Raw genomic sequence first — 26,661 nt, 5'->3', positions numbered from 1 at the left:
ACCGAGTCGCCCTCTTCGCGGGCAGAGCCCCCTCCCACAGGAAGCATGCTTGTGTGGGAGCGGGGCTCTGCCCGCGAAAAGACCGACGCGGACTTGAGGCATTACACCCCGGCGCGGTCCAGCAGGTACTGGGTGAGCAGAGGCACCGGACGACCGGTGGCGCCCTTGTCCTTGCCGCCACTGACCCATGCCGTGCCGGCAATGTCCAGGTGCGCCCACTCGTAGGCCTTGGTGAAACGGGACAAGAAGCAGCCCGCGGTGATGGCGCCGCCCTTCGGCCCGCCGATGTTGGCGATGTCGGCGAACGGGCTGTCCAGTTGCTCCTGGTACTCCTCGAACAGCGGCAGCTGCCAGCAGCGGTCGTCGGCCTGCTTGCCGGCTTCCAGCAGTTGGCCGACCAAGGCCTCGTTATTGCTCATCAGGCCCGTGGTATGGCCACCCAGAGCCACAACGCAAGCACCGGTCAAGGTTGCGATGTCGATCACCGCGCGCGGGTTGAAGCGCTCTGCGTAGGTCAGCGCGTCGCACAGCACCAGACGGCCTTCGGCGTCGGTGTTGAGAATTTCCACGGTCTGCCCGCTCATGGTTTCGACGATGTCGCCAGGGCGCGTCGCGCGATCACTGGGCATGTTCTCGGCGCAGGCCATCAGGCACACCAGGTTGATCGGCAGCTCCAGCTCCAGCACGGCGCGCAGGGTGCCGAACACGCTGGCAGCACCGCACATGTCGTACTTCATCTCGTCCATGCCGGCGGCTGGCTTGATGCTGATGCCGCCGGTGTCGAAGGTGATGCCCTTGCCGACCAGCACGTACGGCTGCTCGGATTTCTTCGCGCCTTGATAGTTGAGCACGATCAACCGCGGTGGCTGCGCACTGCCCTGGGCGACGGCCAGGAACGCACCCATGCCCAGTTCCTTGAGCTTCTTCTCGTCGTGAATCTCGACCTTGAGGTTCTTGTGCGCCTTGCTCAGGCTCTTCGCGGCTTCGGCCAGGAAGCTGGGGTGGCACAGGTTGGGTGGCAGGTTGCCCAGATCCTTGGTGAAGCTCATGCCACTGGCAATCGCCTTGGCGTGGGCAACGGCGCGTTCGACGTCGGCCTGGCTGGATTTCTGGGTCAGCAGGGTGATCTTCTGCAAGGCACGTGGATCGGCCTTCTTGCTTTTGAAGCGATCGAACACGTACTCGCCATCGAGCAGGGTTTCTGCCAACAGGCGCGTTCTGCCATAGGCATCGCGGCCCTTGACGGTCAGTTCGTCGAAGGCAAACACGGCATCGCTGCCGCCCAGGTTCTTCAGTACGCCGTAGGCAGCGCTGGCCAGTTTGCGCCACGGGCGGTCGGCCAGTTCGTCGTCCTTGCCGCTGCCCACCAGCAGCAGGCGCTCGGCCTTGAGCGCTGGCACGCCCGGCAGCAACAGGGTCTGGCCCGCACGCCCGGCGATGTCGCCGCGCTTGAGTGCAGCGCTGATCAAGCCGCCGCTCAGGCCGTCGATCTTGCTGGCAATGGCGCCCAGGGCGCGTTCTTCGCCAATGGCGACGACCAGGGTCGCGGTTTTAACTGATTCGGCAGCAACGCTCTTTACAACCAATTCCATATCCAGAACCCCTGATTCTAGGTCGATGCTTGCGCAAGACGGTTCGCGCGAAAGCAGCCAGTTTGACCCCAGCCCCAGCCCGCTCGCAACCTTTGCATGGCGGTAATTGTCCACCCGATGCCGCTGTTAAGTGACAGGCACAGCCTTTCACAGGATAATGCGGCGACTTTTTACCTGGCCCGCTCACGCGGGCCGGCCCCTGTCCTGGCTGCTACGTTCCCCTGTCGGGCTGCCTGCGCGCGACGACCCTGGAGTGTCTGGTTTGATCGTTTTCCGTTATCTGTCCCGTGAGGTCATGATCACAATGAGCGCCGTGAGTGCCGTGCTCCTGGTGATCATCATGAGCGGGCGCTTCATCAAGTATCTGGCCCAGGCGGCGTCCGGCATCCTGGACCCCGGCGTGCTGTTCATGATCATGGGCTTCCGCCTGCCGGGCTTCCTGCAACTGATCCTGCCGCTGGGCCTGTTCCTGGGCATCCTGCTGGCGTATGGGCGGCTGTACCTGGAAAGCGAGATGACCGTGCTTTCCGCCACCGGCATGAGCCAGCAGCGCCTGTTGGCCATCACCCTGGCTCCGGCGACGCTGGTCGCCCTGCTGGTGGCGTGGTTGAGCCTGAGCCTGGCTCCGCAGGGCGTTGCCCAGGTCGCCACGATCATCAACCAGCAGGACGCCATGACCGAATTCGACACCCTGGTGCCCGGTCGCTTCCAGGCGTTGCGCGATGGCACGCGGGTCACCTACACCCAGAGCCTCTCGGAAAACCGCGTCGATCTCAGCGGCGTGTTCATTTCCGAGAAGCGCATGTCCCAGGACAAGGCCAAGGACCGCGGGATCTCCGTGCTGGTGGCTGAAAAGGGCCGCCAGGAAGTGCGCGCCGACGGCAACCGCTACCTGATCCTGGAAAACGGCTTCCGCTACGACGGCAATCCGGGCGAGGCCAACTACCGCGCCATCCAGTACGACACCTATGGCGTGCTTCTGCCCAAGCCCGACGTGAGCAGCGACATCACCGACCGCGAAGCCATCCCCACCGGCGAGCTGTGGGGCAGCACCGATCCACGGCCGCGCGCCGAGCTGCAGTGGCGCCTGTCACTGCCGGTGCTGGTATTCATCGTGACCTTGATGGCGGTCCCGTTGTCACGGGTCAACCCGCGCCAGGGACGCTTCCTCAAACTGCTGCCGGCGATCCTCCTGTACATGGCCTACCTGACTCTGCTCATCGCCGCGCGTAGCGCCATGGAAAAAGGCCGCCTGCCTGCAGCGCTGGGCATGTGGTGGGTGCACGTGCTGTTCCTGGCCATCGGCCTGCTGCTGATGTACTGGGAACCGATGAAGCTGGCCCGTGCCAGCCGTCGCGCCAAGGGGGTGACCCATGGTCAAGCTTGATCGCTACATCGGCAAGAGCGTGGCGGTCGCCATCCTCGCGGTGCTGGGCATCATTCTCGGGCTGGCTTCGCTGTTCGCCTTCATCGACGAAATGGGCGACATCAGCTACAGCTACACCTTGCTCGATGCCGGCAAGTACGTTGCCCTGACCGCGCCGCGGCGGGTCTACGACATGCTGCCGATGGCGGCCCTGATCGGCTGCCTGATCGGCCTCGGCAGCCTGGCCAGCAGCAGCGAGTTGACCATCATGCGTGCGGCGGGCGTCTCGGTGGGGCGCATCGTCTGGGCCGTGATGAAGCCGATGCTGGTGCTGATGGTGGTCGGCGTACTGGTGGGCGAATACGTCGCCCCGCCGGCAGAGAACAAGGCTCAGGCCGAGCGCTCGCTGGCCCTGGGCAGTGGCGATGCGCAAAGCGGCAAGCACGGCATGTGGCACCGCCAGGGTGACGAGTTCATCCACATCAACACGGTGCAGCCACGCGGCCTGCTGTACGGGGTGACGCGCTACCGTTTCGATGATCAGCGCCACATGCTCAGCGCCAGCTTTGCCCGCAAGGCGCAATACGACGGCGATCACTGGCAGTTGAGCGAGGTCACCACCACGCTGTTTCACGCCGATCGCAGTGAAGTGGTCAAGGCTCCCGAGGAGCGCTGGGATGTTTCCCTGACACCTCAGTTGCTCAGCACCGTCATCGTCGCACCCGAAGCGTTGTCCATCTCCGGGCTGTGGGGGTACATCCACTACCTGGCCGACCAGGGCCTCAACAACGGTCAGTACTGGCTGGCGTTCTGGGTCAAGGTGCTGCAGCCGCTGGTAACGGCGGCATTGGTGTTGATGGCCATCTCCTTCATCTTCGGTCCATTGCGCTCGGTCACCCTGGGCCAGCGCGTGTTCACCGGTGTGCTGGTGGGCTTCGTGTTCCGCATTGCCCAGGACCTGCTCGGGCCTTCGAGCCTGGTGTTCGGCTTTCCGCCGCTACTGGCGGTGGTGTTGCCTGCGGCGATCTGCGCGGTGGCGGGACTCTGGCTGCTGCGACGCGCCGGCTAGCGCCTGGCGATCAACTTCGAACCGGCCCTCAGTGGCCGGTTTTTTCTTTGGTAACCCGCACGACCTGGCTACGTGAACCCAGGTCGTGCCAGGTGCGCTGGCGGCGCTCCATCAGCATCCACCACCAACCGAGCCCCAGGCACAGCCAGGACAGCAGTGCCAGCACGAAGCGCAGCAGCGCCTGGCCGAGGCTGACGGTGCTGCCGTCGACGTTCTGCACGCGAATGCCCCAGGCCTGCATACCCAGGGTCTGTCCGCCATGGGTCCAGAAACGAGCGAAGAAGGCGAACGACAGGCTCGTCAGCAGCAGCGACAGCCATGGATCGCGATCCAGCGCACCCGCCTCGGAAAGGACGCGCAGACGGGCCTCACCGTACCAACCCATCTGGGCCAGCTTGTACAGCGCGGCGGCAGCCATCAGCAGCGCCAGACACAGGATCAGGTCGTAGGTCGCTGCGGCCAGGCGCCGAGCCAGGCTCGCCGGTATCGGCTGCAGGTTGTGCGCTGCAATGGGCGCCATCGAAGATCCTTGGGCAGAATTGGCCGGTCACGTCGGCCGAGCGGCCACAAAAAAGCCCCAGGCTATCAGCGCTGGGGCTTTTCGGCGACGCTCGAATCAAGCCTCGGCTTGAACCTCGTCAGCCTGCAGGCCTTTCTGGCCCTGCACGGCAACGAAGGTGACCTTCTGGCCTTCCTTCAGGCTTTTGAAGCCGTTGCCCTGAATGGCGCGGAAGTGTACGAACAGGTCCGGGCCGCTCTCAGGGGTGATGAAACCAAAACCTTTTTCGTCGTTGAACCACTTGACGGTACCGCTTTGACGATTCGACATAGCTTAATTTCCTTGAAACCTAGAATTATTAACAGCGTCTTTCACATGAAAGATCACTGGGCTGATTTGCAGGAAAGTAAGAGACGTCGAACGGGTTGTAGCAATGATCAGAGCTACTGCCCAGGTCACGATCCAAGCGACCCATGCAAACACAGTGGAGAAACTTTACGCTAACTTCAGCGAGAAAAACAAGCCCTCGCAACCTGCGCATTTCGAGCTTTTTTTGCCGCATTTCAGGCCGTATCCGCCGCGTTGCTCCACGATCGTGCACGACGCTGTATTCCCTTGACGCCAATGGATTCAAGCGGTGGCAATCATAGGCCGAAGTGCGGTGGAACCATGACGCTTTATAGACGCGTCATAGTTTTTATCTACCAGCAGCGACTGTTTGCGCACTCGCAGGGATATCCGGTCTTTCATTCACCCACGATAATAGCGTTGAGCAACGAAGGGCATCTTGGCAACTTTCAAGGGCACAGGCTTGCCACGCACGATGGCCTGCAGTTCGTTATCCAAGGCAGCGGCGCTGGCGTCGACGTAGCCCATGGCAACCGGCGCGTCCAGTGTCGGGCCGAACCCGCCGCTGCACACGCGGCCGACTTCCACTCCTTGAGCGTTGATGATCGACGCACCTTCGCGCACTGGAGTGCGATCCTGCGGCAGCAGGCCGACGCGCTTGCGTGCAACGCCTTCGCTTTGCTGGGCAAAGATGATGTCAGCACCTGGGAAGCCACCGGCGCGCGCACCCTCGGCACGGCGCGCCTTGGAGATGGCCCACAGCAAACTGGCCGCAATCGGCGATGTCTCGCTGTCCATGTCATGGCCATACAGGCACAGGCCCGCTTCCAGGCGCAGCGAATCGCGTGCACCCAGGCCGATCGGTTCCACTTCAGGCTCGGCCAGCAGGGCACGCGCAAGCGCTTCTGCCTCGCCGCTGGGCACGGAAATCTCGAAGCCGTCTTCGCCGGTGTAGCCCGAGCGACTCACGTAGCACTCAACGCCCAGCAGCTTCACGTTGGCGAACTGCATGAAGGTCATGTCTGCGACTTCCGGCGCCAGGCGTGCCAGCACCGTTACCGCTGCTGGCCCCTGCAGTGCCAAAAGCGCACGTGCGTCGAACAACGCCTCGATTTCGCAGTGACCGTGCAGATGGCGTTGCAGATGGGCAAGGTCCTGATCCTTGCAGGCGGCGTTGACCACCAGCAGCAAGGTGTCGTTGCCCAGGTTCGCCACCATCAGATCGTCGAGAATGCCGCCTTGTTCATTGGTGAACATGGCATAGCGCTGCATGCCCACGGGCAGGTCGATGATGTCCACCGGCACCAGCGTCTCCAGTGCCTTGGCGGCATCGGCGCCGGTCAGGCGAATCTGGCCCATGTGCGACACGTCGAACAACCCGGCCTGGGCACGGGTGTGGCGGTGCTCCTTCATCACGCCCAGCGGATACTGCACCGGCATGTCGTAACCGGCGAACGGCACCATGCGCGCGCCCAGTTCCAGGTGCAGCGCGTGCAGGGGTGTTTTTTGCAAAGTGGCATCGGACATTGTTTGTTCCTTGCGAGGCAGGGCGCGCAGCGATCAACGCCGCGCGCCGCAGTCGTCACGCTTGCTGATAGGCTTCGATGGAAGGGCAGGCGCACACCAGGTTGCGATCGCCGAAAACGTTGTCGACCCTACCTACAGGTGGCCAGTACTTGTTTTCCTGCAGCGTCGGCAGCGGGTAGACAGCCTGTTCGCGGCTGTAGGCGTGGCTCCACTCACCGACCAGTTCGGCGGCGGTGTGCGGCGCGTTTTTCAGCGGGTTGTCTTCGCGATCCAGACGGCCTTCCTCGACGGCGCGAATCTCTTCGCGGATCTGGATCATGGCGTTGCAGAACCGATCGAGTTCTTCCAGCGACTCGCTTTCGGTCGGTTCGATCATCAAGGTACCTGCCACCGGGAACGACATGGTCGGGGCATGGAAGCCGAAGTCGATCAGGCGCTTGGCGACGTCGTCGACGCTGATGCCGCTGCTGTCCTTGAGCGGGCGTACGTCGAGGATGCACTCGTGGGCCACCAGTCCGTTGCTGCCGGCATAGAGGATCGGGTAGTGCTGTTCCAGGCGCCGGGCAATGTAGTTGGCGTTGAGGATGGCCACCTGGGACGCACGCTTGAGACCGTCGCCGCCCATCATGCGAATGTACATCCAGGTGATCGGTAGGATGCTGGCGCTGCCGAACGGCGCCGCGCAGACCGCACCCTGTTTGCGCTCCAGCGCGGCATGGCCGGGCAGGAACGGCGCGAGGTGCGCTTTCACGCCAATCGGCCCGACACCTGGGCCGCCACCGCCATGGGGAATGCAGAACGTCTTGTGCAGGTTCAGGTGGGACACGTCGCCGCCGAACTTGCCTGGAGCGCACAGGCCGACCATGGCGTTCATGTTGGCGCCATCGATGTACACCTGGCCACCGTGGTCATGAATGATCGCGCAGATCTCGCGGATGCCCTCCTCGAACACGCCGTGGGTGGACGGGTAGGTGATCATCAGTGCGGCGAGCTTGTCACCGTGCTCGATGGCCTTGGCGCGCAGGTCTTCGATGTCGACGTTGCCGCGTGCATCGCAGGCGGTGACCACCACGCGCATCCCGGCCATGTGCGCGGTCGCCGGATTGGTGCCGTGCGCCGAGGATGGAATCAGGCAGATGTCGCGGTGCGCTTCGCCACGGCTCTGATGGTAGGCACGAATGGCCAGCAGGCCGGCGTATTCACCCTGGGAGCCGGCGTTGGGTTGCAGTGACACGGAATCGTAGCCGGTGGCAGCGCACAGCATGCTCTCCAATTCGTCGGTGAGCAGCTGGTAGCCCTGGCTCTGCGCAGCCGGCGCGAAGGGGTGCAACTGACCGAACTCAGCCCAGGTCACCGGGATCATTTCGCTGGCGGCATTGAGCTTCATGGTGCAGGAGCCCAGTGGGATCATGGTGCGATCCAGGGCCAGGTCCTTGTCGGCCAGGCGGCGCAGGTAGCGCATCAGCTCGGTTTCCGAGTGATAGCGATTGAACACCGGATGCTGCAGGATCGCCGACTGGCGCAGCAGCGGCTCGGGCAGTTGATCGCCGACCTCATCGGCCAGGGTCCGGAATACTACCTGCGTGCTTGCGTTGTGGAACAGCTGCCACAAGGCTTCCACGTCGGCCTGGCGGGTGGTTTCGTCCAGCGAGATGCCCACGCGCTGCGCGTCGACTTCGCGCAGGTTGATGCCCGCAGCCCGGGCCTGCTCGTGCAGGCGCTCGGTCGCGCTGCCAGTGGCCAGGGTCAGGGTGTCGAAGAAGTGTTGCTGCTCCACGCGCACGTCCAATTGGGTCAGGCCACGTGCCAGAATGGCGGTGAGCTGGTGGGTGCGTCGCGCGATCTGGATCAGGCCGGCCGGGCCATGGTAGACCGCGTACATGCTGGCGATGTTGGCCAGCAGCACCTGGGCCGTGCAGATGTTGCTGGTGGCCTTCTCGCGACGGATGTGCTGTTCGCGGGTCTGCATGGCCAGGCGCAGCGCACTCTTGCCATGGCGATCCACCGACACGCCGACCAAACGCCCAGGCATGTCGCGCTTGAAGCTGTCACGGGTGGAAAAGTACGCCGCGTGTGGGCCACCAAAACCCAGTGGCACGCCGAAACGCTGGGCGCTGCCGATGGCGACGTCGGCACCGAATTCGCCAGGAGGGCTGAGCAGCGTCAGGGCGAGCAGGTCAGCCGCCACGGCTACCAGGGCATTGTCGGCATGAAAGCGCTCGACCAGTTCACGGTAGTCGAAAATGTCGCCGTTGCTGGCGGGATACTGCAGCAGGGCGCCGAAAAAGCCGTCGGTGTCGGCAAGCTCATGCTCGTCGCCGATGACCACTTCGATACCCAGCGGCTCGGCGCGGGTGATCAGCACGGCCAGGGTCTGTGGATGGCAATGGCTGGAGGCGAAGAAGCGCTGGCTGTTCTTGTTCTTGCTCAGCCGTTTGCAGAAGGTCATGGCCTCGGCGGCGGCGGTCGCTTCATCGAGCAGCGAGGCATTGGCGATGGGCAGTCCGGTCAGGTCGCTGATCAGGGTCTGGAAGTTGAGCAGCGCCTCCAGACGGCCTTGGGAAATCTCCGGCTGATACGGCGTGTAGGCCGTGTACCAGGCGGGGTTCTCCAACAGGTTGCGCAGGATCGGCGCCGGCGTGTGGGTGTTGTAGTAGCCCTGGCCGATGTAGTTCTTGAACAGTTGGTTCTGCTGGGCGATGGCCTTGATCGCGGCCAGGGCATCGGCTTCGCTCTGCCCGGCAGAGAGACCGAGCACGCTGGTGCCCTTGATGCTTTCGGGGATGACGCTGGCGCTCAGGGCATCGAGGCTGTCGAAACCCAGAAAATCGAGCATGGCCTGCTCGTCGGCCGGGCCTGGGCCGATGTGGCGAGCGATGAATTCATTGTCGGTGTGCAATGCAATGGCGCGAGTCATGGTGGGTCCTCAGCCTTGGGCGGCGATCAGGTTGTCGTAGGCGGTCTGGTCGAGCAAGGCGCGAACCTGTTCGAGGTCGTCGGGAATGAACCGGAAGAACCAGCCCTGGGCCAGTGGGTCCTGGTTGACCAGTTCCGGAGCCGCATCGAGTGCCGCGTTGACTTCGACGATCTCGCCATCCAGCGGCATGTTGATGCTGCTGGCGGCCTTCACCGATTCCAGCACCGAAACCTCGGCATCGCGCGCATGGCGGGCCAGTTCGGGCAACTGCACGAAAACCACGTCGCCCAAAGCATTCTGGGCAAATGGGGTGATACCGACCGTGACGCTACCGTCGGCTTCGAGGCGCAGCCATTCGTGTTCGACGGTGAAACGCAACTCGCTCATGGAAACTCCGCAATGATTTGGGGTTCAGCAATGAGGGTTACTTAGCAAGATGGTTGCCAGATTTCCCAAAGTCACAGGCTGCAAGGGCTCCAGGCAAATTACCCCCATCAAGGATCGGCAACGGCTGTAACGAAAACGCTACGCAACACGTGGACCAGCAAATACTCCGCCTCCCTTGTAGCAGCGGCGCAAGCCGCGTCGGCGGTAGACGCGGTCTATTGCATGGACCCAGACGAGCCCGGACGCGGCTTGCGCCGCTGCTACAGACGTCGTATCGAATTACGTACGCTGTATTTAAATCGATACAGTCCGGTTCGGCTGTGGTATCAGTTCGCGCCACCGATTCCATACTTGCGCAATCGGTTGGCGATGGCCGTGTGGGATGTCAGTAGACGGCTGGCCAGCTGCCTGCTGGATGGATAACTGGGGTACAGCTTTTCCAGAAGTGCTTTTTCGTAAGCGCCAACGGCCTGCTCCAGGCTGACGACGTCGCCGTCGTTGCGTCGACTCACGCTGGTGCCGGCGATGTCCAGATCGCCGATGTCGACTGTGTTGCTTTCGCAGACGGCGGCTGCGCGAAAGATCACGTTCTGCAACTGCCGAACGTTGCCCGGCCAGCGGTTGCCCAGCAGGGCAGGATAGGTGCTCGTCGTCAGTCGGCACATCGGTCGCTGAATCTGCGTGCAGGCCTGCTGCATGAAATAACGAGCCAACAGCAGGATATCTTCGCCGCGCTCGCGCAGGGGTGGCACGTTCAGGTTGAGCACGTTCAAGCGGTAGAACAGATCTTCGCGGAAGGCGCCTTCGGCCACCATCTGCTCCAGGTTGCGGTGGGTGGCGCTGAGGATGCGCACGTTGACCTTGACCTCGCGGTCGCCGCCTACCCGGCGAAAGCTGCCATCGTTGAGGAACCGCAGCAGCTTGGCCTGCAGGTACGGTGACATTTCGCCGATTTCGTCGAGAAACACCGTGCCTTGGTGGGCCAGTTCCATCAGCCCCGGCTTGCCACCGCGCTGGGCGCCGGTGAATGCACCGGGGGCATAGCCGAACAGCTCGCTCTCGGCGAGGTTTTCCGGCAGGGCGGCGCAGTTGAGCGCCAGGAACGGCGCGCCGTGGCGCGCGCTGACGGCATGGCAGGCCCGCGCCACCAGCTCCTTGCCCGTGCCCGTCTCGCCTTGTATCAACAGCGGCGCATCCAGCGCCGCAACACGTTGCGCCCGGGCCTTGAGCGCACGGATCGGTGCAGAGTCGCCCAGCAGCGAATCGAACCCTTCGGCGTGGTCGTGGTGCAGGGCGGCCAGTCGCTCACCCATGCGGTTGGGCGGGTATAGCGTCAGCAGGGCACCGGCGTCGGTGATGGGTGTGGCATCGAGCAACAGCGTCTGGCCATTCAGGTTGACCTCGCGCAGTGGCAGACGGAACCCTTGTTCGAGCAAGGCGCCGAGCAAGGCAGGATCGGCGAACAGGTCCGCCACCGACTGTCCGGCGGGCTCGCGGCCGTACAGCTCGACCAAAGCCGGGTTGGCCAACAGCACATTGCCGGCACTGTCCAGTGCCAGCACTGGATCGCCCATGGCGGCCAGCAAGGCTTCAAGCTGCAGGTGCCGGCGTTGTCCTGGAAGAATATCGACCACGCGCACGTCCTCCACACCCCGCACCCGGAACAGCGCATCGTGCAGTTCTTCCAGCACCAGCGGGCTGAGGGTCGGTGCGTCGATATAGACGTTGGGCGGGACCATCTCGACTGCGTCGAGGTTGAGGTTGCGCGCCCCCAACAGGGCCAGCACTTCCTGGGTGATGCCGACACGGTCGATGAAGCTGACGTGGATACGCATGGGGTCTCGAGCATTCCGGACAGCGGAGGGACGCAGTATGCCTTGCCATCGCGCAAAGCTGTAGCACCTACGCGGGCGTGCTCAGCGCTGGGGGTTGATGCGTTCGGGCCGCGACCAGATCCACAGGTTGACCAGCACCATGCCGGAGATCGCCGCGTACACCGGCCAGTGCTGCTTGAGGGTAAACCACATGAGCACTGAACAGAGGACCATGCTGACGGTTGCGCTGACCTTGGTTCGACGGGTTATGACCTTGCCATTGCGCCAGTTCCGCAACATCGGGCCGAACAGCTTGTGGTTCTCCAGCCAGGCGCTCAGCCGCGGTGAGCTTTTGGTCGCCGCCCACGCGGCCAGCAGGATGAACTCGGTGGTGGGCAACCCCGGCACCACGATGGCGATCAACCCGATGATCAGGCTGGTATAGGCCAGCAGGCCGTAAAGCACGCGGGCCAGCTTTGAGGGGAGCGGGCGAGGGTTGTCCATGAGTTCCATACAGTGGGGGTCAGGCCGGCGCCGTTTCCTTGTGGTCGGCGTAGGTGTGTTGCAGCAGCACCTGCAAGCGCGCAAAAGCATCGTTGGCCGCCTGATCAGCTTGCGCTTCTTCAGCCGCGCTGAACGGCAGGGCGTCGAAGATCGCGTTGAAGGCTTTCCAGCCCTTGCCGCGCCCGCCCTCGGGTTCGGCCAAATGGCGAGCACCGAAACTGGCGGTGTAACCCAAGGCGTTAGCCCGTTTGATCAGGATGGCGGCGCCGAGTTTAGACCCTTCGGAGACGCGAATCCAGGTGAGCGCCGTGGCCTGACTGGGCTCGCTGAGGGCGCCCGGAACAGGTTGCGGAATGGCCACGCCCAGATCGATCAGATCGGCCTTGGCCGCCTCTGCGCGGCAGCGCTCGGGCAGATCGGGAAACAAGGCGATCAGGGCCGGGTCGTTGTACAGGTGTTGCAACTCGGATTGGAACAGGTACTGCATCTGCAGAAAGCGCGCATAGCTTTGCGGCGTATCGAATGGCGCGTAGCGGGCCACGGTGTTTTCCAGGCTGTCGTGCAACGCCTGGCTGATCGCGCGCAAGCGAGCGGAGCGCAGTGGGGCGTGGTCCTGAATGTGCTCGGTGACGGTCATTGCGAGTTCCTTGAAAAATGCGGTGCTGTTTAGACGAGACGAATCAACTCACAGCGGACCGTAAAAAAATCCCACCACAGGGGCAGCGGTTATCTGCCCCTACAGTGCCATTATCAGATGTCCCAAACCAGATTGATCGCGAAATTACGACCGGGAGCAGTGAGGCGATCGAGGTTGGCGGGTGCTGTCACCGCCGCTTCGCCCACGCCGTCATAACTGCGCACGTCGTCCCATAGCCAGTATTTCTTGTCGGTGAGGTTGTACAGGCCGGCGTTGACCGTGACGTCGTCGGTGACCTTGTAGTAACCGGCCAGGTCGAGGATGCCGAAGCCAGGCGTTTTGAACACACCGCTGCCGTCCGGCGACTTGAACGCGCTGCTGTCCACTCGGTTCTGCCGCTTGACCAGTGTCCAACTGAGCAGGCCACCATACTGCTGCTGCTCGTAGCCCAGGCCGAATACACCCTTGAGCGGATTGACGCTGTTGATCGGTTGGCCGTTGTCTTCGTTCTCGCCACGGGCGTATGCGATGGAGGCTTGGCTGTAGAGACCTTGCGGCGCACCGAAGCTGTCCAGGTTCAAGCGGCCCTTGAGCTCGACGCCCTTGATGGTGGCATGCTTGATATTGTTGCTTTGGAACACGGCGGACGTCGCCCCGGGGCTGACCGCATCCTCGTTGATGAAATCGCGGTACTGGTTGTAGAACACCGCGATATCGAAGGTGCCTGCCTCGAAGTTGCCGCGTAGGCCGGTTTCATAACTTCTGCTTTTTTCCGGTTCCAGATCCGGATTGGGCTGGACCGTATAGCCTGCGCCAAGGTTTTCGAAGCGTCCATAAAGCGCCTTGGCCGAAGGTGTGCGGAAGCCTTCGGCGTACTGCCCATACCAGGTGTAGTGGTCATCGAAGTCGTAAGTTACGCCCAGCGTGGGTGACAACCGGTGCCAGTTCCGATCGCTGTCGGTCACGGTGTACTCGCCAATGGGGTTGACCGTGCGCAGGAACTCATCGGTCAGGCGGGGCTTGAGCTGGGTGTAGTCATAGCGGGCGCTGGGTCGCAAGGTCCACTGGTTCCAGCGAATCTCGTCCTGAGCGAACAGGCTGTAGGTGTTGATGGTCGGGTCGGGGAAGTCGCTGGATTTGACCAGACGATCGGCCGCGCTGTCGGCGCCGATGGCTCGGCAACTGCCCATCACGGTCAAGCAGGTCCCGTAGCCGCTGCGTGAGCCGGTAACCTTCTGCTGGCGTATGTTGGTGCCGTAGGTCAGCAGGTGATCGGTTTGTCCCAACTCGAAGGCCTTGTCCAGTTGCAGGTCGAACACCCACTGGCGCTCTTTGTAAAAAGTGTCACGCGCTCGCAACACATCGCGCGCGCGCGGGACGACATAGTGCTCTTCGGTGTGCTGGTCGGTCTTGGCGATCTGGTAGTTCAAGCTCCACTTGATGTGATCGGCCACGACGCTGTCCAGGCCAAAGTCGTGATTCAAGCCGAAGCGCTCGCGGGTGATGGTGTCATTGCCACCGCGCGATTGATAGAAATTCAGCGGCCTGCCATTTGCATAGGGGCCGCCATAGGCACTTTTCAGATCGACATCGCGGTCGTCCTTGTACTTTTCGTAGGTGAGCCCGAATCGAGCATCGTCGGCGTAGTTCCAGCCCAGCTTGGCCAGGACATTGGTGGAACGTACGTCCTTGGGGTCGGCTGCGGTGCGGCTCAGCCCTGTGCTGGTATGGTCGCCGTAGGATTCGGTCTCGTGGCCACTGCGCTGGCTCAGATGCAAGAGGGCATCGACGTCACCCGAACGGCCGGCCACGGTAGCCGAGTTCAGCCAGCTTTCGTCTGCCGAACTGTAACCGGTCTTCAGGCGTGCGCCGACATCCTTGCCGGGTTTGATGATGTCTTCCGGGTCCAGGGTGTAGTAGCTGACCACCCCACCGATGGCACTGCTGCCGTAGAGCGACGACGCCGGCCCGCGCAGGATTTCCACCCGCTTGACGATTTCCGGGTCGACGTAATTGCGCTCGGTTTGCGCATAGGGGCCGTTGAAGAAGCTGTCCGGCACCTCGACGCCATCGACCTGGGTGAGCACACGGTCGCCGTCGATACCACGAATGTTGTAGCCGGTAAGGCCGCTGCGCAAACCGGTGCCGCCTGCGGAGACGCCCGGTTCGTAACGCACCAGGTCCTGAAGGGTGTTGACGTTGTCACGGTCCAGCTGCGTGCGGCCCTGGACGCTGACGGTACTCGGGACGCTGTCGGCGCTTTGTTCCTGGCGTGTGGCGCTGACGGTCATCTGTTGCAGGGCGATCACGGCGCCCGGCGAGCTGCGCTCGAGCACGACATTGTTGGCGCTGATTTTCCGGTAGCGCAAGGGTGTCCCTGCGAGCAGCCGATCCAGTGCCTGTTCCGGCGTCAGGTTACCGCGCGCACCGGGTGAAATGACGTTCTGGGCAAGCTCGGCGGGCAGTCCGACTTGCCAGCCCGTCGTGGTGCTGAAGCCGTTCAAGGCCGACGCCAGAGGCTGCCGAGCGATGCTGAAGGCGTGATTGACGCTGAAGCGGGCGCTGTTCGGTGTCAGCTCCGCAGCGCTGCCTACGGCAGGCACGGCGGCCACCAGCAGGGCAGCGGTGAGCACCGAGTGGTGAAACTGAGGACGAGTGAAACCTTTGGACATCGAAAGCGCTCCCTGTCGCGTGTCGTTATAGTGTTACCGATCCGAATGCGAATCAGTTGCATTGGCTATGACTAGACGGATGGGGAAGCGCTACAGCGTAAAAATAATTATGCAGTGTCTTGGTTCATGACACTGACGTATTCGTCAGTTCAGGATGACCAGCGCCGGAAACTCCCGCACCTGTGCCGACGTCACCTGAGCCAACGAGCGAACCACTTCGAGCGGGTTGTCCAGGCGGTAATTGCCGGTTACTGCCACCTGTTCGAGCTTCTTGTCGGTGCTGATGATCCACCCCGGGTAATAGCGCCGAAGTTCGGCAAGCACCTCGCCCATTGGGCAATTCTCGAAGATCAAACGGCCGTGGACCCAGGCCAGATCCTTCTGTGGATCGAGCCGCTCACGCGTGCCGAATCCCCTGGGGCCGATGCGTATGCTGTCGCCGGCGTTCAGGCGCACCGTCTCGTCGTGGCTGGCGCTGAGGTCGACGTTGCCGCGCTGCACCCGCACTTGTGCCTGGCCATCGTGGTAGCTCACGGCGAAGGCACTGTCGAGCACATCGGCACGCACCGGGCCTGCTTGCACCTTCAGGGGTTGTCGGCGGCTGGGAGGCACCTCGAAAAAAGCTTCGCCTTCGTACAGGCGTGCGCTGCGTTGCCGGGTGTCGATGCGGCTGGAGAAGGCCGAATCGGTGTTGAGCAGTACCTTGGAACCGTCTTCCAGTTGCAGGTGTTGCCGTTCGCCGACCTGGGTCAGATGAGCGGCCTGTACGCGCAGCGGCAGGTGGGTGAAATTCAATACGCCTACCACCAGCATTGCGGCGGTAGCCAGTGGTTTCCAATGCCGACGCCAGGCCGGCAGTCGGCGCCGCGTTTGCAGGGCGACGGCGGCCTGGTGAATCGGCGCGCCGTGCCATACCGCGCGGGCCTGCTCGAATGCCGCGGCATGTTCGGGGTCGGCCAGCAGCCAGGCCTCGAATGCCCTTTGCTCGGTGGGGTCGGTGCAAGGCTGGGCAATCAACCAATCGATGGCTTGCTCCATGGCAGGCGTCGGTGGCGCTCGCTCTGGTAGATGCTGCCGATTCACGGATGCTCCTCCAGGCGCTGGGCGACACCGATGCAGATCGCCATGATCAATTTCAATTCCTTTTGCACGGTGCTTGCCGAGACGTGCAGCTCATGGGCAATTTCCACATAACTGCTGCCATGCACTCGGCTCAGGATGAAAATCCGCTGCTGGCGCGGCGTCAGTCGAGCCAGGCTCACGGTCAGCCTGGCCAGAAGCCGCTCAGCATGGGCGACCTCGTCCGGACTGCTGGCCACTGCTGCAATGCTTTGTAGCACGTCGAGGGGCACATCTTCGACCATGGTTCGCTCGTGCACCCGCCGTGAGCGCAGATAATCCAGGGCCAGATTGCGTGCTGTCTGAAACACGAAGGGTTCGAGGTGCTCGATGCGTCGCTCACCCAGGGCACGATTCACCCTCAGGTAGGTTTCCTGAAGCAGGTCTTCGGCGGTGCTGGGGTTGCGTACCATGCGCTGAAGGGTGCGCAGCAGACTCAAGCGTTGGGAGAGGAAAACGGAATTGAAGCGTGATTGACTCACGGAATTGCCCGGACGGAAAGCAGAAGATGATAATGCTTCTCATCTGTGCGCCTGGTCAAGTCGCGATCTTTGCAAGAGGTATCGCGGCTGGAAACGGCATCCACCGTATCCAGCCGCTATGGGGCCTTACTTGGCGTTGATCAGCGCCAGGCAGTTGTCCAGCATGCGGTTCGAGAAGCCCCACTCGTTGTCGTACCAAGCCATGACCTTGACCAGCTTGCCGTTGACCTTGGTGTGGTTGGCATCGAAGATCGACGACAGCGGATTGTGGTTGAAGTCGGTGGAAACCAGCGGCAGGGTGTTGTAGCCCAGCACCTTGGACTGCTCGGCCGCGGCATGCATCAGCGCATTGATCTCGTCGCGGCTGGCTTCGCGCGAGAGGTTCAAGGTCAGGTCGACCAGCGAGACGTTGATCACCGGCACGCGCACCGCCATACCGGTCAACTTGCCGGCCAGCTCCGGCAGCACCAGGCCAACGGCTTCGGCAGCGCCGGTCTTGCTGGGGATCATCGATTGGGTCGCCGAGCGGGCGCGGTAGGGGTCGCTGTGGTACACGTCGATCAGGTTCTGGTCGTTGGTGTAGGCGTGGATGGTGGTCATCAGGCCCTGCTCGATGCCCAGCTCGCGGTGCAGCACCTGGGCCACCGGGGCCAGGCAGTTGGTGGTGCAAGAAGCGTTGGAGATCACTTCGTGGGACTGACGCAGCACGTCGTGGTTGACGCCATACACCACGGTGGCATCGGCGCCCTTGGCCGGTGCCGAGATGATCACCTTGCGCGCGCCGGCCGTCAGGTGCGCGGCAGCTTTTTCACGGTCGGTGAACAGGCCGGTGCACTCGAACACCACGTCGATGTTCTCGGCCTTCCACGGCAGTTCCGCCGGGTTGCGGATGGCACTGACCGAGATGCGGTCGCCATTCACCGTGAGGCCTTCCTTGTCGTGCTCGACCGTGCCGTCGAAGGTGCCATGCACCGTGTCGTACTTGAGCAGGTGGGCGTTGATCGCGCTGTCACCCAGGTCGTTGATGGCGACGACCTGCAGGTCCTGGCGGTAGCCTTGGGTATAGAGTGCCCGCAGGACATTGCGGCCGATGCGGCCAAAACCGTTGATTGCTATGCGAATGGTCATGAGTGATTCCTGTGATCAGATTGGGTGATTCCCCTTGGATCAGGTCCGGGCAAGCAGGTCACGTAATCTGTTTTGTTGTTGGAATTACAAGATTATTCGCATAGAAATAGAAAACAAGCCTTTTTAGTGGCAATATTTTGTTCTATCTACAACGAGTGACCGGTACAACCCTTCCTTCATATCGATTCTTGCCTGCAGGGCTTTGAGCCCTGACATGGGTCGTAGTTCGGACAGAGTGTTGCAGAGGTCGCCCCCAAAGCCTGGAGTTCTTCACATGCATCCCCGCGTCCTTGAGGTCACCCAACGGCTGATTGCGCGTAGCCAAGCTACCCGCAAGCACTACCTGCAACTGATCGACAGCGCCGCCAGCGACGGGCCCATGCGCGGCAAGCTGCAGTGTGCGAACTTTGCCCACGGAGTAGCGGGGTGCGGCACCGAAGACAAGCACCAACTGCGCATGATGAATGCGACCAACATCGCAATCGTTTCGTCATATAACGACATGCTCTCGGCGCACCAGCCCTACGAAACCTACCCGGAGCAGCTCAAGCAGGCGTTGCGCGAGATCGGCTCGGTCGGCCAGTTCGCCGGTGGCGTGCCGGCCATGTGCGATGGCGTGACCCAGGGTGAGGCCGGCATGGAACTGAGCCTGGCCAGTCGTGAAACCATCGCGCTGTCCACGGCCGTGGCCTTGTCCCACAACATGTTCGATGGCGCCCTGATGCTCGGCATCTGCGACAAGATCGTCCCGGGCCTGATGATGGGCGCGCTGCGCTTTGGCCATCTGCCGATGGTCTTCGTCCCCGGCGGGCCGATGCCGTCGGGCATCTCCAACAAGGAGAAGGCCGATGTTCGCCAGCGTTATGCCGAGGGCAAGGCGAGCCGTGAAGAATTGCTCGAATCGGAGATGAAGTCCTACCACAGTCCGGGCACCTGCACGTTCTACGGCACGGCCAACACCAACCAGTTGCTCATGGAAGTGCTGGGGTTGCACCTGCCGGGGGCCTCGTTCGTCAATCCCAACACACCGCTGCGCGATGCGCTGACTCACGAGGCAGCCCATCAGGTGACACGCCTGACCAAGGCCAACGGCGAGTTCACGCCCATCGGCCGCATCGTCGATGAAAAGTCGCTGGTGAATTCGATCGTCGCCCTGCACGCGACGGGCGGTTCGACCAACCACACCCTGCACATGCCGGCGATCGCCATGGCTGCGGGCATCATCCTGACCTGGCAGGACATGGCCGATTTGTCCGAAGTGGTGCCCACCCTGTCCAATGTCTATCCAAACGGCAAGGCTGACATCAACCATTTCCAGGCAGCTGGCGGCATGGCTTTCCTGATTCGCGAGTTGCTCGCAGCGGGCCTGTTGCACGAGGACGTGAACACGGTGGCCGGTCATGGCCTGAGCCGCTACACCCGCGAACCGTTTCTGCAAGAGGGTCGGCTGGTCTGGCGCGAGGGTCCCGAGGCGAGCCTCGACGAAACCATTCTGCGCCCCGTGGCACGGCCTTTCTCGGCCGAGGGTGGATTGCGCGTGATGGAAGGCAATCTGGGTCGGGGCGTCATGAAAGTGTCTGCCGTGGCGTTGGCGAACCAGGTAGTGGAGGCGCCGTGCCGCGTGTTCCAGGACCAGCAGGAGCTGGCCGATGCGTTCAAGGCCGGCGAACTGGAAAAGGATTTCGTCGCGGTCATGCGCTTCCAGGGGCCGCGCTCCAACGGCATGCCGGAACTGCACAAGATGACGCCTTTTCTCGGCGTGCTGCAGGATCGCGGCTTCAAGGTCGCGCTGGTCACCGACGGGCGCATGTCCGGCGCGTCCGGCAAGATTCCCGCCGCGATTCACGTCAGTCCCGAGGCGGCCAGCGGTGGCCCGTTGGCCTTGGTGCGCGATGGCGATATCATCCGGGTCGACGGTGTCGAAGGTACCTTGCAGGTACGCGTCGATGCCCAGACGCTGGCCAGCCGCACCCCGGCGGTCGGCACCTTGGCCAATGGCGTAGGGTGCGGGCGTGAACTGTTCGGGTTCATGCGCCAAGCCTTCAGCTCGGCCGAGCAAGGCGCCAGTGCCTTCACTTCGGGGTTGGAGATTTTGCGATGACACTCGCCCTTATCGGCGACATCGGCGGTACCAACGCACGTTTCGCCCTCTGGGAAAACGATGCACTGCATTCGGTTCGGGTCTTCCCCACGGCAGACTACACCAGCCCCGAGCACGCCATCGGTGTGTACATGGCCGACCTCAAGCTGCAGAAGGGCGACATCGGCGCCGCGTGCCTGGCAGTAGCGGGCCCGGTGGACGGTGACGAGTTCCGCTTCACCAACAGCCATTGGCGCCTGAGCCGCAAGGCATTCTGCGCAAGCCTGCAGATCGGGCACCTGCTGCTGATCAATGACTTCACCGCCATGGCGTTGGGCATGACCCGTCTACAGCCCGATGAATACCAGCTGGTCTGCGAGGGCGAAGCGGATCCTGCACGTCCGGCAGTGGTCATCGGCCCAGGCACGGGGCTGGGCGTGGGCACGTTGATCGCCCTGCGCAACGGCTGGATGGCATTGCCGGGAGAGGGCGGCCATGTCGACCTGCCCGTCGGCAGCGCGCGCGAAGCCCAACTGCGCGCGCACATCGAAGCGCAGATCGGTCACGTCAGCGCCGAGACGATTCTCAGCGGTGGTGGGTTGTTACGGTTGTATCAAACTGTGTGCGAAGTAGACGGCCACACGCCTTCCTGCACCTCGCCTGCGGAAGTTACCGACGCCGGGCTTGCCGGCGACCCCGTCGCTCGGGAAACCCTGGAGCAATTCTGCCGCTTCCTGGGCAGGGTGGCGGGCAACAACGTGCTGACCGTGGGCGGCCGGGGCGGCGTGTACATCGTCGGTGGCGTGATCCCGCGCTTTCTCGACATCTTCATGCAAAGCGGTTTCGCCGAGAGCTTCGCCGACAAGGGCTGCATGAGCGATTACTTCAAGGGCATCCCGGTGTGGGTGGTCACGGCCGAGTTCTCCGGGCTGTTGGGCGCAGGCGTGGCCTTGCAACAGGCGCAGGCTTGAGCGTTTAATCAGCCCTTGAAAAAAGCCGGGCGTATCGACCCGGCAATGACAACAAGGACGCCCACGTGAGCACTGTCGGCAAATCGATCCTGCTGGTCGATGACGATCAGGACATCCGCGAACTGCTGGACACCTACCTTAGCCGCGCCGGTTTCGCCGTGCGCACCACGGCCGATGGCGCGGGCTTTCGCGAAGCGCTTGGCGCCGAGGTCGGCACCGACTTGGTGATTCTCGACGTCATGCTGCCCGACGAAGATGGCTTCAGTCTGTGCCGCTGGATCCGCCAGCATCCGCGCATGGCCCAGGTGCCGATCATCATGCTGACCGCCAGCTCAGACGAAGCCGACCGCGTGATCGGCCTCGAGCTGGGAGCCGATGACTATCTGGGCAAGCCGTTCAGCCCGCGCGAGCTGCAGGCGCGCATCAAGGCGTTGCTGCGACGCAGCCAGTTCGCCAGCGAGCGCAGTGGCGAGGTACTCGGCTTCGACGACTGGCGGCTGGATACCGTCAGCCACCGCCTGTTTCACACCGACGGGGAAGAGGTGTTCCTGTCCGGTGCCGACTTCGCCTTGCTCAAGCTGTTCCTCGACCATCCGCAGCAGATCCTCGACCGCGATACCATCGGCAACGCCACTCGCGGGCGCGAGCCGATGCCGCTGGATCGTATCGTCGACATGGCGGTCAGCCGCCTGCGCCAACGCCTGCGCGACAATGACAAGCCCTCGCGGCTGATCCGCACGGTACGTGGTAGCGGCTACTTGCTGGCGGCCCACGTTGCGCCTGTTTAAGCCGCGCTCACTGCTGGGTCGCATGCTGTTGCTGACACTGCTGGCGGTGCTGCTGGCGCAGGGCTTGTCCAGCGTCATCTGGCTGTCGCAGCTGCGTGCCACCCAGCTCGAAGGGTTGGTGACCAGCGCCCGCAGCCTGGCCCACTCGATGGCGGCCAGCGTCAGCTATTTCCGCTCCTTGCCACTGGCCTATCGGCCGCTGGTCCTGGATCAGCTGCGCAGCATGGGCGGTACGCGCTTTTTCGTTTCGCTCAACGACAAGCCACTGGGTATGCAGCTGCTCGAATCGACCGCGCGCAAGACTGCAGTGATCGATGCGGTTTCTGCAGTGCTCCGCACCCAGCTGGGCGTCGACGTGGATATCTCGGTGGCCTTCGTCAGCCCCGACGACCTGCGCATCTTCAATAGCGGCCTGAAGCTCGACGAGCTGCCGCGCTCCTGGGCGCACTACGCCTTGACCCTGGAACCGGTCAACCCGCCGGTGCTGGTCACCCAGATTCGCCTGGGACCCACCGAATGGCTGTACATCGCTTCGCTGTTGCCCGAACCCTATACCACGCTCGAGGAAGAGGGCCTGCCTGCCCAGCAGATCTGGTTCATCGCCCTGACCAGTGGGTTCCTGCTGCTGTTCATCGGCGTGCTCGTGCACTGGCAAAGCCGGCCCCTGAAACGCCTGGCCCGCGCCGCACGCGAGCTGTCGTTGGGCGAGGTGAGCAACGAACCGCCCATGGACGGCGGTGGCAGTGAGGTGGTGGAAGTGGCCCGTGCGCTGAATGCCATGCGCGAGCGCATCAGCCGCTACCTGACCGAGCGCAGCCAGCTGTTCAGTGCGATTTCCCACGACTTGCGCACGCCCATCACGCGCCTGCGGCTGCGCGTCGAACTGCTCGACGATCCAGCCCTGGAAGCCAAGTTCGGCCGTGACCTGGACGAGCTGGAATTGCTGGTCAAGGGCGCGCTGCAATGCGTCAAAGACACCGACATCCACGAAAACATCGAACGGGTCGATCTCGATCAGGTACTCGACTGCCTGGTAGAGCCCTATCTGGCGCCGCACGGCAACGGCCGAGTGACCCTGGAAGGCAAGGCGCGCCGGGCTTATACCGGCAAGCCGCTGGCGATCAAGCGCTGCATCGGCAATCTGATCGACAACGCACTCAAGTACGGCGACCGCGCGCACTTGTCCATCCATGACGACGCCGAGGCCTTCGTGTTGTACGTCGACGACGAAGGCCCTGGGGTGCCGGAGCAACGGCTGCAGAAAGTCTTCGAGCCGCACTTTCGTCTGGCCGGCACTCAGCAGGGCTACGGCCTGGGCCTGGGCATCGCACGCAATATCGCCCACAGCCATGGCGGCGAGGTGACCTTGCAGAATCTTCCGGCTGGCGGGTTGCGCGTGACGTTGGTGTTGCCACGCAAGGCGGTGTGAGACGTTCATGCGTGCTCACGCCAGCCGATCGAATGTCACCAGTCGGTGACATTTCCCCATCCCTTCGTTACCTGCGCCCCTGTGGCGATGTTTACACTCTCATGCAACGCAAGCATCAGACTTGCATCTGCATAACAACAAAAAAGGATGTCCCATGAACTCGCTCTCCCGCCTCGCCATCGTCGTTTCCCTTGCCTCCGTGTTCCCGCTCAGTGCCCTGGCTGCCGACTCCAAAGGTTCGGTCGAAGTAGTGCATTGGTGGACGTCCGGCGGTGAAAAAGCAGCAGTCGACGTGCTCAGGGCGCAGGTGGAGAAAGACGGTTTCACCTGGAAAGACGGCGCCGTGGCCGGTGGCGGCGGTTCCACCGCAATGACCGTGCTCAAGAGCCGCGCCATGGCTGGCAATCCCCCTGGCGTTGCCCAGATCAAAGGCCCCGACATCCAGGAATGGGGCAGCACCGGGCTGCTCAGCACCGAAGCCCTGAAGCAGGTTGCCGTGGATGAGAAGTGGGACAGCCTGTTGGTCAAGAAGGTGTCTGACACCGTCAAGTACGACGGCGAGTATGTGGCCGTTCCCGTGAACATCCACCGGGTGAACTGGCTGTGGATCAACCCCGAGGTGTTCAAGAAAGCTGGCATCGAAAAGGCGCCGACCACCCTCGAAGAATTCTATGCCGCCGGCGACAAGCTCAAGGCCAAGGGCTTCATCGCGCTGGCCCATGGTGGTCAGCCATGGCAGGACAGCACCGTGTTCGAAGACGTGGTGTTGTCGGTCATGGGCGCAGACGGCTACAAGAAAGCCTTCGTCGACCTCGATGAGAGCACCCTGACGGGTGAACAGATGGTCAAGGCGTTCACCGAGCTGAAGAAGGTCGCAACTTACATGGACCCCAACCGTGCCGGGCGTGACTGGAACATCGCGGCTGCCGACGTCATCAATGGCAAGGCCGGCATGCAGATGATGGGCGACTGGGCCAAGTCCGAGTGGACCGCGGCAGGCAAGGTGGCCGGCAAGGATTACCAGTGCGTGGCCTTCCCCGGCACCGAGAAAGCCTTCACCTACAACATCGACTCGCTGGCCGTGTTCGAACTCAAGAACAAGGACGACATGGCCGCGCAGCAAGACCTGGCCAAGGTTGCACTGGGCACCGACTTCCAGAAAGTCTTCAGCATGAACAAGGGTTCGATCCCGGTACGTACCGACATGCTCGCCGAGATGGACAAGCTGGGCTTCGACGCCTGCGCCCAGACGGCGGCCAAGGACTTCCTGGCCGACGACAAGACCGGCGGCCTGCAGCCGAGCATGGCGCACAACATGGCGACGACGCTGGCGGTGCAGGGCGCGATCTTCGATGTGGTGACCAACTACATCAACAATCCCCAGGCTGATCCGCAGAAGGCCGCCTCGCAGCTGGCCAAGGCCATCAGTTCGGCCAAGTGAACATCAGGCTGACACACCCAGCCCTGTAGCACCGGCGCAAGCCGGGTCCCGATCGCCGCCGTTGCATCATGCATTCGCGGCGCTGCCGGACGCGGCTTGCGCCGCTGCTACACACTATCCAACGAAGCGGACATCTCAACATGAGCTCAACTGCTGTCATGCGCAGGGCTTCGCCCCTGGACGCCCTGCAGCGCTGGCTGCCCAAGCTGGTGCTGGCACCGAGCATGCTGATCGTGCTGGTCGGCTTCTACGGCTACATCCTGTGGACCCTGGTGCTGTCCTTCACCACTTCAAGCTTCATGCCCAACTACAAGTGGGCGGGCCTTGCGCAGTACGCGCGGCTGATGGACAACGATCGCTGGTGGGTCGCGAGCAAGAACCTCGCGGTCTTCGGTGGCCTGTTCATTTTCATCAGCCTGGTGCTGGGGGTATTCCTGGCAGTGCTGCTGGACCAGCGCATTCGCCGCGAAGGCTTCCTGCGCACCATTTACCTGTATCCCATGGCGCTGTCGATGATCGTCACCGGTACCGCCTGGAAGTGGCTGCTCAACCCGGGCATGGGCCTGGACAAACTGCTGCGCGACTGGGGCTGGGAAGGCTTTCGCCTGGACTGGCTGGTTGACCAGGACCGGGTGGTCTACTGCCTGGTGATCGCGGCTGTGTGGCAGGCCTCGGGCTTCGTCATGGCGCTGTTCCTGGCCGGCCTGCGTGGCGTCGACCAGTCGATCATTCGTGCCGCCCAGGTGGACGGCGCCAGCCTGCCCACCATCTACCTGCGCATCGTCCTGCCGAGCCTGCGTCCGGTGTTTTTCAGCGCCTTCATGATTCTTGCGCACATCGCCATCAAGAGCTTCGACCTGGTAGCTGCGATGACGGCGGGAGGGCCGGGCTACTCGTCGGACCTTCCCGCGATGTTCATGTACGCCTTCACCTTCAGCCGGGGCCAGATGGGGCAGGGGTCGGCCAGCGCCATGCTGATGCTCGGCGCGATCCTGGCCATCCTGGTGCCCTACCTGTACTCCGAACTGCGGGGCAAACGTCAATGAACCCTATGACCGGCAAACCGGCCCTGACCTTCAGTCGCGTGGCGATCTACGCCGTGCTGCTGCTGGCCGCGGCCATCTACCTGGTGCCGCTGGTGGTGATGCTGCTGACCAGCTTCAAGACACCCGACGACATCCGCACCGGCAACCTGCTGAGCCTGCCGGAAGTGTTCACTGCCATCGGCTGGGTCAAGGCCTGGGGTTCGGTGGGTGGGTACTTCTGGAACTCGGTGATGATCACCGTTCCTGCCGTGCTGATCTCCACCTTCATCGGTGCCATGAACGGCTATGTGCTGTCGATGTGGAAGTTTCGCGGCTCGCAACTGTTCTTCGGCCTGCTGCTGTTCGGCTGCTTCCTGCCGTTCCAGACCGTGCTGTTGCCGGCGTCATTCACCCTGGGCAAGTTCGGCCTGGCCAACACCACCACCGGGCTGGTGCTGGTGCACGTGGTGTATGGGCTGGCATTCACCACGCTGTTCTTCCGCAACTATTACGTAAGCGTGCCGGACGCACTGGTCAAGGCCGCACGCCTGGATGGTGCCGGGTTCTTCACCATCTTCGGCAAGATCCTGCTGCCCATGTCGATCCCGATCGTCATGGTCTGCCTGATCTGGCAGTTCACCCAGATCTGGAACGACTTCCTGTTCGGCGTGGTGTTCGCCAGCGGCGATGCACAGCCGATCACCGTGGCATTGAACAACCTGGTCAACACCAGTACCGGGGTCAAGGAATACAACGTGGACATGGCAGCGGCAATGATCGCCGGCCTGCCGACGCTGTTGGTCTACATCTTCGCTGGCAAGTATTTCCTGCGCGGGCTCACGGCCGGCGCGGTCAAGGGGTAGCAA

The 26,661-nt window shown here is 62.9% G+C and carries 22 protein-coding genes; 9 read left to right on the top strand and 13 right to left on the bottom strand.

Features of this window, described 5'->3' with window-relative positions:
• Positions 1-101: 101 nt before the first annotated feature.
• Positions 102-1,592: a leucyl aminopeptidase gene (locus tag IFT76_RS07235; protein ID WP_122479622.1), complete on the bottom strand. Its 1,491-nt coding sequence runs from the start codon at positions 1,590-1,592 to the stop codon at positions 102-104.
• Between the two features lie 262 nt (positions 1,593-1,854).
• Between IFT76_RS07235 and lptF the strand changes: the two genes are divergently transcribed.
• Positions 1,855-2,979 (top strand): LPS export ABC transporter permease LptF, encoded by a 1,125-nt coding sequence (lptF, locus tag IFT76_RS07230; RefSeq protein ID WP_122479621.1) that lies wholly within the window; start codon positions 1,855-1,857, stop codon positions 2,977-2,979.
• A complete protein-coding gene (gene lptG, locus IFT76_RS07225; protein ID WP_192057718.1) occupies positions 2,966-4,027 on the top strand; it encodes an LPS export ABC transporter permease LptG in 1,062 nt (353 codons plus the stop codon). The genes lptF and lptG overlap by 14 nt, the downstream gene beginning before the upstream one ends.
• A gap of 28 nt (positions 4,028-4,055) precedes the next feature.
• Here the strand turns inward: lptG and IFT76_RS07220 are convergent, their stop codons facing one another.
• The 12 genes from IFT76_RS07220 to gap form a co-directional block, all read right to left on the bottom strand.
• Positions 4,056-4,547: an RDD family protein gene (locus IFT76_RS07220; protein WP_192053500.1), complete on the bottom strand. Its 492-nt coding sequence runs from the start codon at positions 4,545-4,547 to the stop codon at positions 4,056-4,058.
• A 96-nt stretch (positions 4,548-4,643) separates the two neighbouring features.
• Positions 4,644-4,856 (bottom strand): cold-shock protein, encoded by a 213-nt coding sequence (locus IFT76_RS07215; protein WP_122479618.1) that lies wholly within the window; start codon positions 4,854-4,856, stop codon positions 4,644-4,646.
• 420 nt (positions 4,857-5,276) lie between these two features.
• Positions 5,277-6,401 (bottom strand): glycine cleavage system aminomethyltransferase GcvT, encoded by a 1,125-nt coding sequence (gene gcvT, locus IFT76_RS07210; RefSeq protein ID WP_192057717.1) that lies wholly within the window; start codon positions 6,399-6,401, stop codon positions 5,277-5,279.
• 55 nt (positions 6,402-6,456) lie between these two features.
• On the bottom strand, positions 6,457-9,318 hold the full coding sequence (gcvP, locus tag IFT76_RS07205; protein ID WP_192057716.1) for an aminomethyl-transferring glycine dehydrogenase: 2,862 nt from the start codon (positions 9,316-9,318) through the stop codon (positions 6,457-6,459).
• 9 nt (positions 9,319-9,327) lie between these two features.
• The gene (gene gcvH / locus IFT76_RS07200) at positions 9,328-9,705 is read right to left on the bottom strand and encodes a glycine cleavage system protein GcvH (protein ID WP_122479614.1); all 378 of its coding nucleotides are present in this window, start codon (positions 9,703-9,705) and stop codon (positions 9,328-9,330) included.
• 326 nt (positions 9,706-10,031) lie between these two features.
• Positions 10,032-11,540 carry a sigma-54-dependent transcriptional regulator gene (locus IFT76_RS07195; RefSeq protein WP_122479613.1) on the bottom strand — a complete coding sequence of 503 codons (1,509 nt, stop codon included), beginning with the start codon at positions 11,538-11,540 and terminating at the stop codon, positions 10,032-10,034.
• Between the two features lie 81 nt (positions 11,541-11,621).
• Positions 11,622-12,023, bottom strand: coding sequence for a YbaN family protein (locus IFT76_RS07190; protein WP_122479741.1), 402 nt, complete (start codon positions 12,021-12,023; stop codon positions 11,622-11,624).
• Between the two features lie 19 nt (positions 12,024-12,042).
• The gene (locus IFT76_RS07185) at positions 12,043-12,660 is read right to left on the bottom strand and encodes a biliverdin-producing heme oxygenase (RefSeq protein ID WP_185794107.1); all 618 of its coding nucleotides are present in this window, start codon (positions 12,658-12,660) and stop codon (positions 12,043-12,045) included.
• A 113-nt stretch (positions 12,661-12,773) separates the two neighbouring features.
• Positions 12,774-15,332: a TonB-dependent receptor gene (locus IFT76_RS07180; RefSeq protein WP_192057715.1), complete on the bottom strand. Its 2,559-nt coding sequence runs from the start codon at positions 15,330-15,332 to the stop codon at positions 12,774-12,776.
• 144 nt (positions 15,333-15,476) lie between these two features.
• Positions 15,477-16,370, bottom strand: a complete 894-nt coding sequence (locus IFT76_RS07175) for a FecR family protein (protein ID WP_192057795.1) — start codon at positions 16,368-16,370, stop codon at positions 15,477-15,479.
• Positions 16,371-16,411: 41 nt separating this feature from the next.
• Positions 16,412-16,933 carry a sigma-70 family RNA polymerase sigma factor gene (locus IFT76_RS07170; RefSeq protein ID WP_192053512.1) on the bottom strand — a complete coding sequence of 174 codons (522 nt, stop codon included), beginning with the start codon at positions 16,931-16,933 and terminating at the stop codon, positions 16,412-16,414.
• Between the two features lie 126 nt (positions 16,934-17,059).
• Positions 17,060-18,061: a type I glyceraldehyde-3-phosphate dehydrogenase gene (gap, locus tag IFT76_RS07165; protein ID WP_122713527.1), complete on the bottom strand. Its 1,002-nt coding sequence runs from the start codon at positions 18,059-18,061 to the stop codon at positions 17,060-17,062.
• A 274-nt stretch (positions 18,062-18,335) separates the two neighbouring features.
• Here gap and edd point away from each other — a divergent pair, with 274 nt between their 5' ends.
• The 7 genes from edd to IFT76_RS07130 all read left to right on the top strand — a co-directional run bounded on the left by edd (position 18,336) and on the right by IFT76_RS07130 (position 26,658).
• On the top strand, positions 18,336-20,162 hold the full coding sequence (edd, locus tag IFT76_RS07160) for a phosphogluconate dehydratase (RefSeq protein ID WP_122479607.1): 1,827 nt from the start codon (positions 18,336-18,338) through the stop codon (positions 20,160-20,162).
• Complete coding sequence (locus IFT76_RS07155) at positions 20,159-21,112, top strand: glucokinase (RefSeq protein ID WP_122479606.1); 954 nt, start codon at positions 20,159-20,161, stop codon at positions 21,110-21,112. Before edd ends, IFT76_RS07155 begins: the two co-directional genes overlap by 4 nt.
• Positions 21,113-21,177: 65 nt before the next feature.
• Entirely contained in the window at positions 21,178-21,900 is a 723-nt protein-coding gene (locus IFT76_RS07150) for a response regulator (protein ID WP_122479605.1), read from the top strand.
• 22 nt (positions 21,901-21,922) lie between these two features.
• The gene (locus IFT76_RS07145; protein ID WP_122479740.1) at positions 21,923-23,329 is read left to right on the top strand and encodes an ATP-binding protein; all 1,407 of its coding nucleotides are present in this window, start codon (positions 21,923-21,925) and stop codon (positions 23,327-23,329) included.
• A gap of 154 nt (positions 23,330-23,483) precedes the next feature.
• Positions 23,484-24,770, top strand: a complete 1,287-nt coding sequence (locus IFT76_RS07140) for an ABC transporter substrate-binding protein (RefSeq protein WP_192057714.1) — start codon at positions 23,484-23,486, stop codon at positions 24,768-24,770.
• A 140-nt stretch (positions 24,771-24,910) separates the two neighbouring features.
• Positions 24,911-25,816, top strand: a complete 906-nt coding sequence (locus IFT76_RS07135) for a carbohydrate ABC transporter permease (RefSeq protein ID WP_122479603.1) — start codon at positions 24,911-24,913, stop codon at positions 25,814-25,816.
• Positions 25,817-25,821: 5 nt separating this feature from the next.
• Positions 25,822-26,658, top strand: a complete 837-nt coding sequence (locus IFT76_RS07130; RefSeq protein WP_163007624.1) for a carbohydrate ABC transporter permease — start codon at positions 25,822-25,824, stop codon at positions 26,656-26,658.
• Positions 26,659-26,661: the final 3 nt, after the last annotated feature.

The sequence above is a fragment of the Pseudomonas sp. CFBP 13727 genome (genome assembly GCF_014841915.1).
In the GTDB taxonomy this organism is placed as follows: Bacteria; Pseudomonadota; Gammaproteobacteria; order Pseudomonadales; family Pseudomonadaceae; genus Aquipseudomonas; species Aquipseudomonas baltica.
This window is presented reverse-complemented; position numbering and strand designations above follow the sequence as displayed.